This is a genomic window from Vitiosangium sp. GDMCC 1.1324, from assembly GCF_003044305.1.
Lineage (GTDB): Bacteria > Myxococcota > Myxococcia > Myxococcales > Myxococcaceae > Archangium.
In genome coordinates this window covers 119079-135384 of record NZ_PZOX01000017.1, presented here as the reverse complement: position 1 = coordinate 135384, position 16306 = coordinate 119079, and the positions used below count along the sequence as shown (strand labels likewise).

The window sequence follows — 16306 nt, the reverse complement described above, 5'->3', positions numbered from 1 at the left end:
GGGGAGAACATGGACGCAGCAGGACTGAAGCAGAAGGCCGAGGCGTGGCTGCGGGCGGACCCGGATCCGGTCACCGTGGCGGAGCTGCAGGACGTGCTCGCTCGCGGTGACGTGGCGGACCTGGCGGACCGCTTCGCGGGCGACCTGGAGTTCGGCACCGCGGGCCTGCGCGGCGTGCTGGGCGCCGGGCCCAACCGGATGAACCGCGCGGTGGTGCGGCGGACCACCGCGGGCCTGGCGCGCTACCTCAAGGCCACCATCCCGGACGTCACCACCCGGGGCGTGGTGGTGGGCCGCGATGGCCGGCGGATGAGCTCCGAGCTCGCCGAGGACACCGCCTGCGTGCTCGCCGCCGAGGGGATTCCCGCGCACGTCTTCCCCTCCATGGTTCCCACGCCGCTCGTCGCCTTCGCCACCCTGCACCTCAACGCCGCGGCGGGCATCATGGTGACGGCCAGCCACAACCCGCCCGAGTACAACGGCTACAAGGTCTACTGGGAGAACGGCGCGCAGATCATCCCGCCCCACGACAAGGGCATCGCCTCGTTCATCTCGAAGGTGGAGCCCGCCAACGAGGTGGAGCTGCTCTCGCCCGTGGAGGCGCATGCGCGCGCCCTGTGGCGGGATGTGCCGGACTCGCTCGGCGAAGCCTACCTGGACGCCATCCTCAAGCTGCGCGTGCACGGGCGTGGCTCGGACTCGCTCTCCATCGTCTACACCGCCATGCACGGCCTGGGCGGTGCGTGGATGGAGCAGGCCATGGAGCGCGCGGGCTTCAGCAACTTCCACGTGGTGTCCGAGCAGCACCAGCCGGATGGCGCCTTCCCCACCGTGCGCTTCCCCAACCCCGAGGAGCCGGGGGCCATGGACCTGTCGATCGCCACCGCCGAGCGGGTGAAGGCGGACCTGGTGCTCGCCAATGATCCGGACGCGGACCGGCTCGCGGTGATGGTGCGTGACGGCGCGGGCAAGCTGCGCATGCTCACCGGCAACGAGGTGGGCGTGCTGCTGGGCCACTACGTGCTCGTGCAGGGTCCCACGCGGCGCGCGAAGCCGCACGTCGTCACCACCATCGTGTCCTCCACGCAGCTCGGCGACATCGCCACGCAGCTGGGCGCCGCGTACGACGAGGTGCTCACCGGCTTCAAGTGGATCGCCAACCGCGCCCTCGAGCGCGAGAAGGCCGAGGGCACCCAGTTCGTCTTCGGCTACGAGGAGGCGCTCGGCTACGTGGTGGGCGGCGTGACGCGGGACAAGGACGGCATCGGCCCGGGGCTGGTGTTCGCGGACCTCGCCGCCTGGTGCGAGTCGCGCGGGAAGACGGTGCTCGGCTACCTGGAGGAGATTCAGCGCCGGTTCGGCCTGTACGTGAGCGGTCAGCGCAACTTCACCTTCCCGGGTGCCGAGGGCGCGCAGGTCATCGCGCGCATCATGGAGGGCTTCCGCCGCTCGCCGCCCACGCGCGTGGGAGAGCTGCCGGTGAAGACGGTGAAGGACTACAAGAAGGGCGAGAAGCTCCCGCCCTCCAACGTCTTCGGCTTCGAGCTGGACGGCGGAGGCCGGGTGACGGCGCGGCCGTCCGGGACGGAGCCGAAGATCAAATACTACTTCGAGCTGAAGGAGACGCTGGGTTCCGGCGAGCCGGTGGAAGCCGCGCGCGCCCGGGCCGAGGCCCGGCTCCTCAAGCTCATCGACGCCTTCATCGCGCTGGCGCGCGAGCGAGGGCAGCCGGAGGTGGGTGCGTGAAGCGCAATGTCTCGATGGGGTTGCTGGTGGGTGTGCTCCTCGTCTCGGGTGCCGCGATGGCGCAGGGCGAGGGCGTGTCGTATGGCCGGGGTCAGGGGTGGTCCGTGCTGTCGGGCCAGACGGTGGGGCAGGGAAGCACCGTGCTCGAGGGTCAGGTGGGCTGGCCGGGCCTGTCGCTGGGCGTGCTGCACGGGGCCACGTCGCGGTTCGACATCGGCGGCAAGTTCACCTTCAACTACGGCCGCGAGGGCATCGTCACCGCCGTGGTGCCGGGGCTGAAGCTGCAGGCCTGGGTGCGGGTGATGCTGCTGGAGAACTCGAAGCTGAACCTGGGGCTGAGCTTCGCCCCCGGGCCCCTCTTTTATTTCTACGACAACTTCACCGACGTGGGTCTGGCGCTGCCCATTTCGCTCACGGTGGGCATCCCCGTGGGCAGTGCGCTCATGCTCAACGCGGGCCTGGACATCCCCTTCTACGTCATCTTCGGCTCGGGCGGCGGCCCCGTCTTCCCGCTGCTCCTGGGGGGCGGCGCGGAGTACTTCATCGACCGCAACCTCGCCGTCACCTTCAACCTGCGGATGGGGCCGACCATCGGCGCCTATGGGGACTTCCGGGGCCGTGGCTCGGCCCGCTTCACCCTCGAGGCGCTGTTCGGCGTCGCCTACAAGCTGTAATCGCGAAGGCCGGGCCCGCGAGCGCTACCAGCTCGCGGTGCCCTGGTCCGGCAACTCCACGGAGACGGTGACCGTGGTGCCCTTCAACCCGTGGTCCTTCACCGTGAAGCTCCCGCCCAGCGTCTCCACCAGCTCTCGCGCCGCCGTCAGGCCTTCCGACAAGAGGCTCTCGGACGCGGACGCGTAGCGCAGCTGGAAGGTGGGGCCGTAGTCCCCGAAGTCGTCCTGGGGCTCCACCCTCAGCCGCACCGCCCGGGCGGTGGCTCCCTCGCTCCGGCACGCGCTCACGGCGTCGGCGAGCAGGTGCAGCATCACCTGCTCCATCCTCCGCCTGCTCACCCGCGCGAACACCGGCTCGTCCGGCAGCTCCAGCTGTACCTCGGTGGCCTCCACATGGCCGGTGGCCTGGAGCAGCGCCACCGCGTGCCGCGCCAGCGCGCCCAGGTCGAGGTACTGCACGTCGGTACCGTCCAGCGAGCCCACGGCGGTCAGATGCCGGCCCTCGCTCGTTACCTGTGCCTGCTTCGGCTTGCAGGCCGTCGCCACCGCGCTCATCGCGTCACCTCGTGCTCCACGTGCTCTGTCTGGTTTCACGTCGGGTCCCCCCCCAACTGGTTCCGGACGCCGACCTCCCTCCTCCCGCCGCCCCCTCGCACGTCCAGCGCCTGCCGCCGCGCCGAGGGCCCCTCAGGCCCTCCTGTCCTGCCGCGAACGAACCCCTGGCGTGCGACACATTCGATGCGATGCGCGTGCCGTTTGCCTGCCGTCCATGGCCCGACTGTACGTCAGTCGACGCTCCATCATTTCTTCCTTGAAATACATGGATTTGATGTGTTGCCGAGATGAAGGGACACTTATTCCTGCCTGCGCATACATGAGCGCAGGTGGGTCACGTCTGAATCCAAGTCAGGAATGACCCGGGTGGAGAGGGACCCGGACGGTAAAAATCCACGTGCCCGGCTCAAGAGGGAGCCGGGGGGGAGGCCAGCGGGGAGGAGGTGACCCGGAAGGGCGTGCCGGAGAGCACACCCGGGTCAGCGAGACTCCTGCTCGTAGGGAGTGCCGAGGGCGGCGGGGGCGTGGGTGCGCTGGCCCTGGAAGGCGAGCAGCGCGAGCGTCAGGAGGTAGGGCAGGGCGAGGAGGAAGCCCTGGGGCACCACTTCCAGCAGGCCGGGGGCGCTGGAGGCCAGGCCGATGCGCAGGGCGTTGCCGGCGGAGAAGAAGAGGGCGGCGAGGAAGGCGCCCAGGGGCGTCCAGCGGCCGAACACCATGGCGGCCAGGGCCATGAAGCCGAGGCCGGCCGGGGTGTGCTGCTCGAAGCGGTCCAGCACGGCGGTGGAGAGGGTGGCCCCGCCCAGTCCCGCCAGCATTCCGCCCCCCACCACGGCCAGCCAGCGCAGCCCCATCACGGACAGGCCCAGGGTGGCCACGGCGTGGGGCTTCTCGCCCACGGCGCGCAGGCGCAGGCCCAGGGGCGTGCGGTACAGCAGCCAGTGGAAGGCGAAGGGCAGCGCCAGGGCGATCCACGTGAGGGCCGAGTGCCCGGAGAAGACGCGCAGCAGGGGCACCTGGGACAGGCCGGGCAGGTGCCAGCGGGTGAGCTGGTGGATGGGGGGCGTGCCGTTGGGGCCGTAGAGGGACTCGAGGAGGTAGGTGCCACCGGCGAGCGCCACCAGGTTGATGGCCATGCCGGACACCACCTGGTCCGAGCGCCAGCGGATGCACAGGTAGCCGTGCACTGCGGCCATGCCGGCGCCGGCGAGCATGCCCATCAGCACCCCCACGGGGGTGGGGAAGGTGAGCGCCGCCACGGCCGCGCAGAAGGCGCCCGCGCGCATCATCCCCTCGATGCCCACGTTCACCACGCCGGAGCGCTCGCAGAGGGTGGCCCCGAGCGTGGCGAAGAGGAGCGCCGGGAAGTACTCCAGGGTGGAGGACAGGAGGGCTTCCAGAATCTCAAGCACGAGGCACCTCCGGGCTCGTCTCCGGCTGCTTGCTGGAGGCTAATGGCGCGGCCAGCTTTCGCCGGCGCAGCAGGGCGAGCCACACCAGCCTGCCCGCCACGAAGAGCAGGGCCAGGCCCTGGATGAGCTCGGGGTAGCTCTTGTGCACGCCGAGCAGCTGCATGCGCGTGCCCCCCGCGCGCAGCACCCCGAAGAAGAGCGCGGACAGCGTCACGCCCAGCGGGTGGTTGGCGCCGATGAGCGAGATGGCGATGCCGTCGAAGCCGTAGGGAGCGCCCAGCGAGCCCGGGTACTTGAACTCGGTGCCCAGCACGAGCACCGCGCCGGCCAGCCCCGCGAGCGCTCCGGCCAGCCCCATGGCCTCGGCGGTGCGCCGCACCACGGGAATGCCCGCGGCCCGGGCCGCCTCGGAGCCCAGCCCCACCGCGCGCGTCTCGAAGCCCGTGCGCAGCCGCGTGAGCCACACCCAGAGGGCCAGCGCCACGGCCAGCGCCAGCGGGAAGCCGAGGTTCAGGCGGGACATCTCCCCGAGCAGCCGGGGCAGCTGAGCGCTGGGGGCGATCTCCGCGGTGCCCGTGGTGGACAGGCCGGTGCCGGCTCCGGCCCGGAGCGGACCCACCGCCAACCAGTTGTCCACCAGGCTCACCGCCACCCAGTTGAGCATGATGGTGGAGATGACCTCGTGGACGCCCCGGGCGAGCTTGAGGCCCGCGGCGATGAGCGCCCACACCGCTCCCGCGAGGCCGGCCGCCAGCAGCGCCGCCGGGATGTGCAGCACGGCGGGCAGCTCGAGCTGGGCGCCGACCACCGCCGCCGTGAGCGCGCCCACCAACATCTGCCCCTGGGCGCCGATGTTGAAGAGGCCCACCTTGAAGGCCACCGTCACCGACAGGCCGGTGAGCAGGAGCAGCGACGCCTTGATGGCGGCCTCGCCGAGGGGACGGGTGAGCAGCGTGATGCGGCCCCCGTCGAGGAACATGGGCCAGTCACCCAGGCCGCCTCGGAGCATCTGCAGGTAGGACTCTGTGGCGGTCGCCGCATCGCGCGTGATGGCGATGAACACCCAGCACACCGCCAGCGCCAGGAGCACGGAGAGGATGGAGGGGAGCACCCCGCGCAGCCGCTCACCCATGGGCCACCTCCTCCATGCCGGTGCCGAGCATCCGGCAGCCAATCTTCCGCTCGTCGAACTCCGGCCGCGAGAAGGTGCCGGTGATGCGTCCCTCGAAGAAGACGTAGATGCGATCGGACAGGGCCAGGACCTCCTCCAGGTCCAACGAGACGAGCAGCACGCCAGCACCCCGGTCGCGCGCCTCGCGCAGCTTCGCCTGCACCTGCGCCACTGCGCCGATGTCCAGGCCTCGCGTGGGTTGCACCACCACCAGCAGCTTGGGCGCCGCGTCCAGCTCGCGCGCCACCACCACCTTCTGCTGGTTGCCGCCGGAGAGGGCCTGCAGTGGCACCTGCGGATCCGGAGGCCGCACTTCATATGCCGTCAGCAGCGCCTGGGTGCGCTCGCGCCGGCCCGCGAAGTCCACCTGGAGTCCCCGGGCGAAGGGCGGCCGCGCCTGCCGTCCCAGGGCCACGTTCTCCTCCACCGTCATGGCCTTCACCACCGCGCGCCACAGCCGGTCCTCGGGCACGTGCCCCACGCCCCGGCTCCGCGCCTCGGCGGGCGTCAGTCCCGCGAGCGGCCCGCCCAGCAGTGAGCCTCCGCCTTCGTCCAGCGGCCGCAGTCCCGTGAGCACCTCGGCGAGTTCGCGCTGGCCGTTGCCGTCCACCCCGGCGATGCCGACGATCTCCCCTGCGCGCACCTCAAGCGACACCCCGCGCAGCGCCGGCCGTCCGTCGGCTCCCCGGGCCCGCAGCTCCCGGGCCTCCAGTAGCTTCTCGCCCTCGGGCGGGTGGTACGTCTGGGCCTCGGCGTGGGGGACGCGCGACTCGCCCACCATCAGCGCGGCCAGCTCCTCGGGCCGGGTGTTGGCGGCGCGGACCTCGGCCACCAGCTTGCCGCGCCGCATCACCGCCACCCGCTCGGCCACGCTGAGCACCTCGCGCAGCTTGTGGCTGATGAAGACCACCGTGCGCCCGCCGGCCGCCAGCTCCCGAGCCACCCGGAACAGGTCGTCCGCCTCCTGGGGCGTGAGCACGGCGGTGGGCTCGTCGAGGATGAGCACCTGGGCACCCCGGTGGAGCGCCTTCACGATCTCCACCTTCTGCTGCGAGCCCACGGTGAGGGTGTCCACCCGGGCGCGGGGGTCCAGCTTGAAGCCGAAGCGCTCGCAGGTGGCGGCCACCTCCTCGCAGGCCCGGTCCGGGTCGAACCGGCCCCAGCGCGAGGGCTCCCGGCCCAGCACCACGTTCTCCGCCACTGTCAGGGTGGGGACGAGCATGAAGTGCTGGTGCACCATGCCGATGCCCCGGGCGATGGCGTCCTTGGGGCTGCGCAGGCGCACCGGCTTGCCGTCGATCACGACGTCGCCGGAGTCGGCCTGGTAGAGCCCGTAGAGGACGTTCATCAGGGTGGATTTTCCGGCGCCGTTCTCGCCCACCAGAGCGAGGACTTCCCCGGTGCCGATGTCCAGCGACACGTCGTCCAGGGCGGTCACGGCGCCGAAGCGCTTGTGGATGTGCCGGAGGGAGATCAAGACCCCCCACCTTTATCAGATGGATGGCGGATGACGGGTATCCGGATGGACGATGGGCGGTGGGAGGCCCTTTCTCCCGGTGCATGCCTGCCCGCCTTCCTGGTATGGGCTGTCCGCGTGAGACCCTACGAGCTCATCAAGGCCAAGCGGGACGGAAAGCAGCTGGCGCCCGAGGACATCCGGGCATTCATCGAGGCGTACACCTCGGGAGCGGTGCCGGACTACCAGATGTCCGCGCTGTGCATGGCGGTCTTCTTCCGGGGACTGAACGCGGTGGAACTGGGCGCCTGGACGCAGGCGATGCTCAGGTCCGGCGAGGTGGTGGACCTGTCGGACGTACCCGGCGTGAAGGTGGACAAGCACTCCACGGGAGGGGTGGGGGACAAGGTGTCGGTGAGCCTGGCGCCGCTGGCGGCGGCCTGCGGGGTGCCGGTGCCGATGATCTCCGGCCGGGGCCTGGGGCACACCGGAGGGACGGTGGACAAGCTGCTGTCCATCCCCGGCTTCAAGATGGACGTGCCGGTGTCCGAGTACCGTCGGCTGGTGCGCGAGGTGGGGTGCTGCCTCATCAGCCAGACGAGCGCCATCGCCCCCGCGGACAAGAAGCTCTACGCGCTGAGGGACGTGACGGCCACGGTGGACTGCATCCCCCTCATCGCCAGCTCCATCATGAGCAAGAAGCTGGCGGAGGGCATCGACGCGCTGGTGCTGGACGTGAAGGTAGGCAGCGGTGCCTTCATGAAGCGGGCGGAGGACGCGCGCACGCTGGCCCGGACGATGATTGGCATCGGCGCGGAGATGGGCCGCAAGGTGACGGCGCTCCTCACGGACATGGAGCAGCCGCTGGGCCGCGCGGTGGGCAACGCGCTGGAAATCATCGAGGCGGTGGAGATGCTGCGCGGCCGGGCCCCGGCGGACTACACCGAGGTGACGCTGGCCCTCACGGCGGAGATGCTGGTGCTGGGTGGCAAGGCCTCCAGTCAGGCCGAGGCGCGCCAGAAGATGCATGCGGCGGTGAAGGACGGGAGCGCGGTGCGCAAGCTGAAGGAGATCGTCCAGGCGCAGGGCGGAGACCCGCGCGCCATCGATGACTACTCGCTGCTGCCGCAGGCGCGCTCCACGGTGGACGTGGTGGCGGCCCAGCCCGGCTTCATCACCGGCATCGACACGGAGGCGGTGGGCCTGGCGGCGGTGGCGCTGGGAGCCGGACGCCAGCGGGTGGACAGCATCATCGACCCGGCCGTGGGCTTCACCCTGCTGCGCAAGGAGGGCGAGCCCGTGGTGGCGGGCGAGCCCATCGTGCGCATCCACTACAACGAGCCGGGGCCGCTGGAGGAAGTGAAGGAGCGGTTGCTCGGAGCGTACCGCTTCGGGCCCCAGCCGCCGGCGTCCCGGCCGCTGGTGCTCGAGCGGCTCGAGTAGCTGGGTGGGGAAGGGGGGGCGGTGTCAGGGGGCCCGGCTCCTGCCGTCTCTGCGCCACCCTCCCATGAGCCATCAAGAGCGCCTGTTTCCCCGGCTGGACGTATTCGGAGACCCCATCCCCGAGGCGGCACTCAGCCGCTGCGGGACCCATCGCCTCTGGCATCCTCCGGAGAAGGACGGCATCCCCTTCGGGTTGAAGGCGGTGTCCTTCTCACCTGACTCCCGAAGGGTCGTCTCGGCGAGCGGGAGCACGGCACGCGTCTGGGACCTGGAGGACGGCCGCGAGGTCCTCGTGCTCTCCGGGCACCGCGACGCCGTGTGTGCGGTGCACTACGTCTCCCACACGCGGATCGTCACGGGGAGTGCCGACGGGACGATTCGGCTGTGGGACGCGGAACAGGGTGCCGAACTGCGGCAGTGGTCGCCTCCCGGGGGCGCCATCTCCTGCATGGCGCTCTCGTCGAACGGTCGTACGATTCTGGCCGGGACCCGGGCCTCGAGTGGCTCCCCGTCCTCGAATGGCTTCGCGGTGCTCGACCTCGCGGCGGACGAGCCCCTCCGGTGGGTGTGTCCGGAGGGCGCGGTGGGCAACACGGAGTTCCTCGCCTTCTCGCCGGACGGCTCCCGGGCCGCCGTTGTCGAGCGGACCTTCGATCTCTCTCGCCTGTGCGTTTTCGACACGGCGGCCTGGTCACTGCTCTGGTCGGCCCGGGATGGGGGGGAGTACACGCCCGCGTGGGCCGCGTTCTCGGATCATGGCCGGAGCGTGATTCGAGACGTCGCCGGGGAGGGGTGGAGGACGCTCCGGCGCACCTTTGACACGGACACGGGGGTCCTGCTGGCGGAGGCCGAGACTTCCTTCAACCCTCCGCTTCCGCTGCCCGACGGGACTTCCATCCAGGTGTCCTCGCGCAAGCTCGAGTTCCTCCGCGACGGCGAGGTATTTCAGGAGGTGGACTCCCGGGCTCACCTCCGTTGGGACGTGGACCTGGTGCGCTCGCCCGATGAGCGGTGGGCCACCTTCTCGAAGGGCTCGTCAACGGTCGTTCTGATCGAGCTGGCAACCGGGAGGGTACTGCCGGCGCGTGCCCATCGGGATCGGGTGACGCGGCTCACCTTCTCCCGGGATGGGACGATCCTGGTGTCGTCTTCCGCGGATGGCTCGGTGCGCTCCTGGGACTGCGCCTCTGGCAGGCAGGAGGCGTGTGTCGACCTGGGGCAGGACGAGGACGACCGGTACCTCCACCTGTCCCAGGGCCGTGCGCTCGTCGCTGGGCACTGGATCAGGGATGCCCTTGCGGGGACCGAGGTGGAGCTCGAGGACGGGTGCACTCCGTACCAGACCGTCTGGTCCGCGGACGGTGCGCTGATCTCGGAGCTTCACTCCTGGCGCGGCGAACAGTTCGCCCGCGTGCACGACACCCGTACGGGCAAGCTGCTCCGGAAGGTCCCCCTCTCCCTCGAGAACGACGATGCGCTCGCCCTGTCCGGGAGCGGCCGATTCCTCGTCACGGGGGTGCTGTTCGAGGGACGGAAGCACTGGCAGGGCTCCCGCATCTGGGACCTGGAGAGCGGCACGTCGTGCCTCATCGAGCACGGCATGAGGAGCGACTTCACGAAGTTCGCGTTCTCCCCGGACGATGCATGGCTCGCCTTCGAGGATGGGCTCCAGACGCTCGCCCTGGTGGACCCCCTGCGTCCGGAGCGCCGCCTCCGGTGGGAGCTGCCGGCCCGTCTCTCGGCGTTCGCCTTCTCCGAGGACGGGCGCATCCTGGCCACGGGAGACCATGAGGGGCGGGTCCGGGTGTGGCGTGTGGGTGGCGAGCTGCTCGGGGTGGTGGAGGGGCATCGCGCTCTCGTCACGGCCCTGGCCTTCTCCGCGGACGGCTCCCTCCTGGCCTCGGGCAGCGCCGACACGACCGTGCTCCTCTGGCCCGAGCGCGCATGGAACCCGGGAGGGCATTGACGCGGGATGTCGCCAGCCGTGTTGCCCGGAGAGCAACAGGGAAGTGTCCGGTGGTCACCGAATCCGCACCCGCCCTCGTGAGTCCGTGCGGTGCGCCCGGAGGTGGGTATGATGTGTGGACGATGGGGCTCCACGAACAGGTGCAGGGCACGGCATGAGCGAGCAGTCCAAGGATGGTAACCCGCGGAAGGTGGACGACCGGCGTGAGTCCCCCCGTGTGTCGATGCGCATCCACGTGAGGCGGGCGGGCTCGTCGGACGCGTTCGAACCCCGGGAGGGCAACATCTCGCTCGGGGGTTTCGCCTGGTACAGCTGGGCCATGCCGGTGGGCACGAAGGTGGAGGCGCGCTTCACGCTGCCGGGCTCCGACGAGGAGCTCCAGGTGCTCGGGCAGGTGCTCCACGTGGGGCACGGTCCGCGAGGCTCGTCCGCGCACGTGCGCTTCATGGACCTGCCGGAGGACGTGGAGCTGCGCATCGCCCGCTATATTGACGAAATCGAGCTGGCCGAGTCCAAGGCACGAGGAGGCGCATGAGCGCGGACATTCCCTGGGAGCAGCTGTTCGAGGCGGCGAAGAAGGTGCGGGAGCGCGCGTATGCGCCCTACTCACGCTTTCCGGTGGGCGCGGCGGTGCTGTACGCGGACGGAAGTGTGGTGTCGGGCTGCAACGTGGAGAACTCCTCCTACGGCCTGTCCGTGTGCGCCGAGCGTGGCGCGCTGGCGGCCGGGGTGGCCCAGGGGCGCGACCGGCCGGTGGCGGTGGCCATCGTGGTGGACACGCCCACTCCGTGTCCGCCGTGCGGCATGTGCCGCCAGGTGATGCTGGAGTTCGCCCCGAAGGAGCTGCCCGTGCGCAGCCGCAACCTCAAGGGGGACGAGGCGCGCTACACCCTCGGTGAGCTGCTCCCGCACGCCTTCACCCGCGATTTCCTCTGACACTCCGTGTATGGCCCCCAAGTGGGGCCTCAAACCGTGGTAATACCCGTTGGACCGTGGATCTCCTCCTCACCAACGGCACCGTCGTGACCATGAACCGCGAGCGCGAGGTGCTCGCGGAAGCCGATGTCCTCATCCAGGATGGGCGAATTGCCCGGGTGGGGCGGAACATCCGCACCCGGGGCGCGGGCCTGCGCGTGCTGGACGTCAGCGGCAAGGTGGTGCTGCCCGGCCTCATCCATGGCCACCTGCACGCCTGCCAGACGCTCTTCCGCAACCGGGCGGACGGGCTGGAGCTGCTGGACTGGCTGCGCGAGCGCATCTGGCCCTTCGAGGCCGCGCACGACGCGGACTCCATGCGGGCCTCGGCGGATCTCACCTTCGCGGAGCTCATCCGCTCGGGGGCCACGGCCGCGCTCGACATGGGCACGGTGCGCCACTACGACGCCGTCTTCGAGTCCGCTCGGGACAGTGGCTTCCGGCTCACCGGCGGCAAGGCGATGATGGACGCGGCCGACGTGCCCACGGGCCTGCACGAGTCCACGGAGGCCTCGCTGGCGGAGAGCCTCGCGCTGCTCGGGCGCTGGCATGGCACCCACGGGGGCCGGCTGCGCTACGCCTTCGCGCCGCGCTTCGTCCTCTCGTGCACGGAGAAGCTGCTGCGCGAGGTGGGGCGCCTGGCCCGGGAGAAGGGCGTGCGCATCCACACCCACGCCAGCGAGAACCGCACCGAGTGCGACGTGGTGCGCGAGCTCACCGGCAAGGACAACGTGGCCTTCTTCCATGAGGTGGGCCTCACCGGCCCGCACGTGACGCTGGCCCACTGCGTGTGGCTCTCCGAGGAGGAGCGGCGGCTGCTGCGGGACACGCGCACGGTGGTGTGCCACTGCCCCGGCTCCAACCTCAAGCTGGCCTCGGGCATTGCCCCGGTGCCCGAGCTGCTCGACGCGGGCGTGTCCATGTGCCTCGGCGCGGACGGCGCGCCCTGCAACAACAACCTGGACATGTTCCTGGAGATGCGGCTGGCGGCGCTGCTGCACAAGCCCAGGGTGGGCCCCCGGGGCATGCCGCCCGAGCGCGTCCTGGAGATGGCCACGCTCGGCGGTGCCCGGGCGCTGGGCCTGGAGGCGGAGCTGGGTTCGCTGGAGGAGGGCAAGCGCGCGGACATCACCGTGGTGGAGCTCTCCGGCCTCCACTCCTCCCCGGCCGATCCCCGGGATGTGCTCTCGCCGCTCGTCTACTCGGCGCGCTCCACCGACGTGGTGCACGTCCTCATCGACGGCAGGCCCGTCCTCAAGGACCGCAACCTGCTCACCCTGGACGCGGCCTCCGTGGTGTCGAGCGCCCGCCAGCACGCCGCGCGCATCGCCGCCTGGGCCCGTTAAGGCCTCGGAGAGGGGCGGCGAGGGGGTGCTCCGGGTAGGGGCTGCTCGCACTCCGAGCGGACCAGCGTCACTCGGGGAGTCGGCTGGCAATCACCGCCGTTCGGTGAGCGTAGACCTGAGGCATTCGCCATACGTGGAATACGGTGGGTTGGTGTAAGGTCCCCCACCAACGGCACGAATTCGAGGAGGTAGACACCCGCCATGTGGCAACGGTTCACAAGGGCAATGCGCAGTTTCTTTGGCTTCTTCGTCTCCTCCATTGAGGACCCCGAGCTCATTCTCGAGCAGAACATCCGTGACCTGAACGATCAGGTCCCGAAGATGAACGAGTCCATCGCCATGGTGCGGGCGAACCTGACGCTCCTGGAGAAGGAGAACGCCAAGTACCAGCAGGACATCCGGGAGCTGACAGCCAAGGTGAAGGCGGCCATCCAGGCGGGACGTGACGACCTGGCGGCGCAGTACGCCACCAAGCTGCAGACGGAGAAGGCGGCGCTCGAGCGCAACCAGATGCAGCTGGATACGGCCAAGCAGGCGTACGAGAAGTCGCTGAACCTGAAGAAGGCCTTCATGCGCGAGAAGGACCGCAAGACGCAGGAGGCGATGAACGCCATCCGCGACGCGCGGCGCGCCCAGTGGCAGTCCAAGGTGGCCGACGCCATGGAGTCCTTCCAGGTGGCCGGCATCGACGCCACCCACGACGAGATGCTGCGCAAGGTCCAGGAGAAGTCCGCCATCAACGAGGCGCGCATGCAGATGGCGCTCGAGTCGGTGGACCACCAGGCCGTGCAGATCGAGGAGGACGCCGAGCGCATCCAGGCGATGGACCTCGTCAAGCAGATGAAGATGGAGATGGGTCTGGAGAGCCCCGCGCCGGTGTCCGAGGTGGGTGGCGGTCCGGAGAAGACCATCGGCAAGAAGGTGGAGATCAAGTAGTCCCGTGGGACGGAGGAGGCCGCCCGGATGGCAGTGAGACGCGGACCCGGCCTCTATCCGTTCCTGGCGCTGTGTTGTCTGGGGGCGGTGTACCTGGTGGCCTCGAGGCAGGGGTACCTGGACCGCCTCCAGGCGCGCTTCTTCCCGGCGGCCAAGGAGGCCATCCGCCTGTCGCCGGGAGACTTCCCCGCCGGAGTGGCGGCGCCGGTGGCGGACCTGGCCTCGGTGCCGCTGCGGCCCACGCTCATTGGCTTCACCGCGCGAGGCTCGGCGGCGGCGCTGTTGCTGGCCACCGGTGGGGCCTCGACGCTGGACAACCCCGGGGCACCTCCCGGCGCGGCGCAGGGCGTGCTGAAGACGGCGTACGCCATGGACGCGCGCGCGGTCGTCTTCGCCAGCGAGGAGGAATTGCGGCAGGCGCTGGCGGTGGGCGCGGAGCACGGCGGGGTGGACATGGCCGCCATCTCGGTGGACCGGCTGGCGTCCTGGCTGCCGTCGCTGAGGGACGCAGCGCCGCGCACGGTGATGCTGGTGGGGCGCAGCCGCGGGCAGGAGGCGCTGGCGGCGGTGGGCGTGCCGGACCTGGCCTCGCTGCGCGGCAAGCGGCTGGGGGTGTACCCCTCGGGCTCCTCGTACTACTTCGCGCTGTGGGCGCTGTCTCGCGCGGGCCTGCGGATGACGGACGTGCGGTGGGTGGACCTGCCCTCCACGCTGGACGCGGGCCGAGCGCTGCGCGAGGGCCGGGCGGACGCGGTCTCCGGGCTATGGGGCGACGTGGAACTGGCGGCTCGGGACCGGGGCGGCGCGGTGCTGGCCACCACGGCGGACGCGCCTCACCTGGTGGCTACGGTGCTGGTGGCCCGGGGCGATTATGCCGCGCGCTACCCGGACGCGGTCCGCCGCGTCATCCGGGGACTGCTGGATGCGGGAGGCAGCGTCCAGAAGGATCCAGGGCCCGGGGCGCGGCTGTTGGGCGAGGTGGCGCCGTACCTGGGAGACCCCACCGAGGCCATCCGGAGCGCGCCCCCGGCGACGCTGGCGGACAATCGGGCCTTCTTCGGACTTTCCGGCGAGGCGCCCGTCACCTATGACGAGCTCTTCCAGAGCGCCTCGGCGCTCTACCAGAAGATCAAGCGCACGGCGGTGGCTCCGCCAGCCGAGGACACTCGCGACCTCGGCGCGCTGAAATACGTGTCGGAGGCGCGAGGGCCCTGAGCCCTCTGGACGCGAGGCGCCTCCCTGGCGAGGACTTCCGTGGCGCGCACACCCAACTTCCTGAAGGCCGCCTTCCTGATGCCCGCCAACCTGGTGGGGCTGCTGACCGCGGGGGCGTCCTCGGCGCTCACGGGACATCTGTTGCCGACGCTGGTGGCGCTCGGAGTGGAGGGGCTGTACCTGGGGGTGGTGCCCTTCTCGAAGCGCTTCCAGCGGGCGGTGCGTGCGGGCATGCCCGAGGAGAAGGACGCGGAGGCCGCGCGGCAGCAGGTGGACACGTTGCTGGCGGAACTGGCCACCTCGCAGCGCGAGCACTACCAGCAGCTGGTGGGGCTGAAGGAGAAGATCCTCGCCAACTACGCGAAGCTGCCTGGAGGGCGGGTACTGGCGGCGAGCAGCGAGCAGCGGCTGGATGCGTTGCTCACCTCGTTCCTGCGGCTCATCTCCACGCTGAACCAGTACCGCACGTACCTCAACTCGGCGGAGCGGCAGTCGCTGGAGAAAGAGGTGCGGTTGATGGACGCGGAGGTGGCGCAGGAGACGAATCCGCGGCTCAAGGACGTGAAGGAGAAGCGGTTGGAGATTTTGAAGCGGCGGCTGGCGCGCTTCGAGCAGGCGGGGGAGAGCCGCGAGGTGGTGAGCCACCAGTTGGCGAGCATCGAGGACCTGATGCGGTTGACGCACGAGCAGTCGATCGCGATCCGGGATCCCGAGACCGTCAACCGGCAGCTCGATGCGCTCAGCGCCGAGGCGCACGCCACGGACGAGACGGTGCGCGAGATGGAGCGCTTCCTCGACTTCACGGAGGAGACCTCGGGCCCGCTGCCGCACGGGACGCGGGTGCGCTGAGGGATTCCAGACAGCGCGCGGCGTGAGCCGTTTCGTGTCCGAAGTGTTCCCTGTTTCATGACTCCCGAGGGCCCATGGCTCGGGGGAGGACCATGAAGCGAGGACTCTGGGTACGCCTGCTCCTGTTGGGCGCGATGGTGTTGTTGCTGGATGGATGCGCCACCGTTTCGGGTGGGCACATCCCGCCGTCGGCGTTCGAGTTCCACGATGTCGTGGACAAGACGGGACCGGAGCCGGGGGGATGGAAGATTGCGCAGGTGAACATCTTGTTGACTCGAGTGTCCCAACTCAGGCCGTTGCAGGCGTGGTGCGATGTGGAAGTCGGAGTGCCCGTCACCAACTGGAAACGCGCGATTTCGAACGTGACCGCGCAGAGACGGTCGGCGGAAGCCGCTGATGCGGCAGCTCAGATGGTGCTGAGTGGACCCGAGACCGTTTCTGCACTTGCCTGCGATCAGTTCAGGGTCGAAATGTTGAGGTTGTTGAGGGAGCCTCTCAAGGGCGTCAGGGTGACGAAGTTCCTCACGGCAGGGATCGAGCCGAAAACTTTCCCCGAGGATTGAGG

15 protein-coding genes are annotated in these 16306 nt (G+C 70.3%); 11 read left to right on the top strand and 4 right to left on the bottom strand.

Going from position 1 to position 16306, the window contains the following annotated elements:
• Window positions 1-9 precede the first annotated feature (9 nt).
• On the top strand, window positions 10-1746 hold the full coding sequence (locus DAT35_RS38790) for a phospho-sugar mutase (protein ID WP_108074317.1): 1737 nt from the start codon (window positions 10-12) through the stop codon (window positions 1744-1746).
• A complete protein-coding gene (locus DAT35_RS38785; protein WP_108074316.1) occupies window positions 1743-2420 on the top strand; it encodes a hypothetical protein in 678 nt (225 codons plus the stop codon). Before DAT35_RS38790 ends, DAT35_RS38785 begins: the two co-directional genes overlap by 4 nt.
• A 24-nt stretch (window positions 2421-2444) precedes the next feature.
• On the opposite strand, the gene DAT35_RS38780 is transcribed toward DAT35_RS38785, so the two are convergent.
• The 4 genes from DAT35_RS38780 to DAT35_RS38765 all read right to left on the bottom strand — a co-directional run bounded on the left by DAT35_RS38780 (window position 2445) and on the right by DAT35_RS38765 (window position 6975).
• On the bottom strand, window positions 2445-2975 hold the full coding sequence (locus tag DAT35_RS38780; protein WP_108074315.1) for a HAMP domain-containing histidine kinase: 531 nt from the start codon (window positions 2973-2975) through the stop codon (window positions 2445-2447).
• A gap of 479 nt (window positions 2976-3454) precedes the next feature.
• The gene (locus DAT35_RS38775) at window positions 3455-4384 is read right to left on the bottom strand and encodes an ABC transporter permease (protein ID WP_108074314.1); all 930 of its coding nucleotides are present in this window, start codon (window positions 4382-4384) and stop codon (window positions 3455-3457) included.
• Window positions 4377-5516 carry an ABC transporter permease gene (locus DAT35_RS38770; RefSeq protein WP_108074313.1) on the bottom strand — a complete coding sequence of 380 codons (1140 nt, stop codon included), beginning with the start codon at window positions 5514-5516 and terminating at the stop codon, window positions 4377-4379. The genes DAT35_RS38775 and DAT35_RS38770 overlap by 8 nt, the downstream gene beginning before the upstream one ends.
• Window positions 5509-6975, bottom strand: a complete 1467-nt coding sequence (locus DAT35_RS38765; protein ID WP_108074461.1) for an ABC transporter ATP-binding protein — start codon at window positions 6973-6975, stop codon at window positions 5509-5511. Before DAT35_RS38765 ends, DAT35_RS38770 begins: the two co-directional genes overlap by 8 nt.
• A 174-nt stretch (window positions 6976-7149) precedes the next feature.
• Between DAT35_RS38765 and DAT35_RS38760 the strand changes: the two genes are divergently transcribed.
• From DAT35_RS38760 to DAT35_RS38720, 9 genes are all read left to right on the top strand, one after another.
• Entirely contained in the window at window positions 7150-8454 is a 1305-nt protein-coding gene (locus DAT35_RS38760; RefSeq protein WP_108074460.1) for a thymidine phosphorylase, read from the top strand.
• A gap of 64 nt (window positions 8455-8518) precedes the next feature.
• Window positions 8519-10420: a WD40 repeat domain-containing protein gene (locus tag DAT35_RS38755; protein ID WP_108074312.1), complete on the top strand. Its 1902-nt coding sequence runs from the start codon at window positions 8519-8521 to the stop codon at window positions 10418-10420.
• A gap of 154 nt (window positions 10421-10574) precedes the next feature.
• Window positions 10575-10955, top strand: a complete 381-nt coding sequence (locus DAT35_RS38750; protein WP_108074311.1) for a PilZ domain-containing protein — start codon at window positions 10575-10577, stop codon at window positions 10953-10955.
• Window positions 10952-11356, top strand: a complete 405-nt coding sequence (locus tag DAT35_RS38745; protein WP_108074310.1) for a cytidine deaminase — start codon at window positions 10952-10954, stop codon at window positions 11354-11356. The genes DAT35_RS38750 and DAT35_RS38745 overlap by 4 nt, the downstream gene beginning before the upstream one ends.
• A gap of 56 nt (window positions 11357-11412) precedes the next feature.
• Complete coding sequence (locus DAT35_RS38740) at window positions 11413-12741, top strand: 5'-deoxyadenosine deaminase (RefSeq protein WP_108074309.1); 1329 nt, start codon at window positions 11413-11415, stop codon at window positions 12739-12741.
• Window positions 12742-12942: 201 nt separating this feature from the next.
• Complete coding sequence (locus tag DAT35_RS38735) at window positions 12943-13677, top strand: PspA/IM30 family protein (RefSeq protein ID WP_108074308.1); 735 nt, start codon at window positions 12943-12945, stop codon at window positions 13675-13677.
• Between the two features lie 27 nt (window positions 13678-13704).
• Complete coding sequence (locus DAT35_RS38730; RefSeq protein WP_108074307.1) at window positions 13705-14892, top strand: ABC transporter substrate-binding protein; 1188 nt, start codon at window positions 13705-13707, stop codon at window positions 14890-14892.
• Between the two features lie 39 nt (window positions 14893-14931).
• Window positions 14932-15741 (top strand): hypothetical protein, encoded by an 810-nt coding sequence (locus DAT35_RS38725; protein WP_108074306.1) that lies wholly within the window; start codon window positions 14932-14934, stop codon window positions 15739-15741.
• A gap of 92 nt (window positions 15742-15833) precedes the next feature.
• Entirely contained in the window at window positions 15834-16304 is a 471-nt protein-coding gene (locus DAT35_RS38720; RefSeq protein WP_146210075.1) for a hypothetical protein, read from the top strand.
• The last annotated feature ends 2 nt before the right edge of the window (window positions 16305-16306 follow it).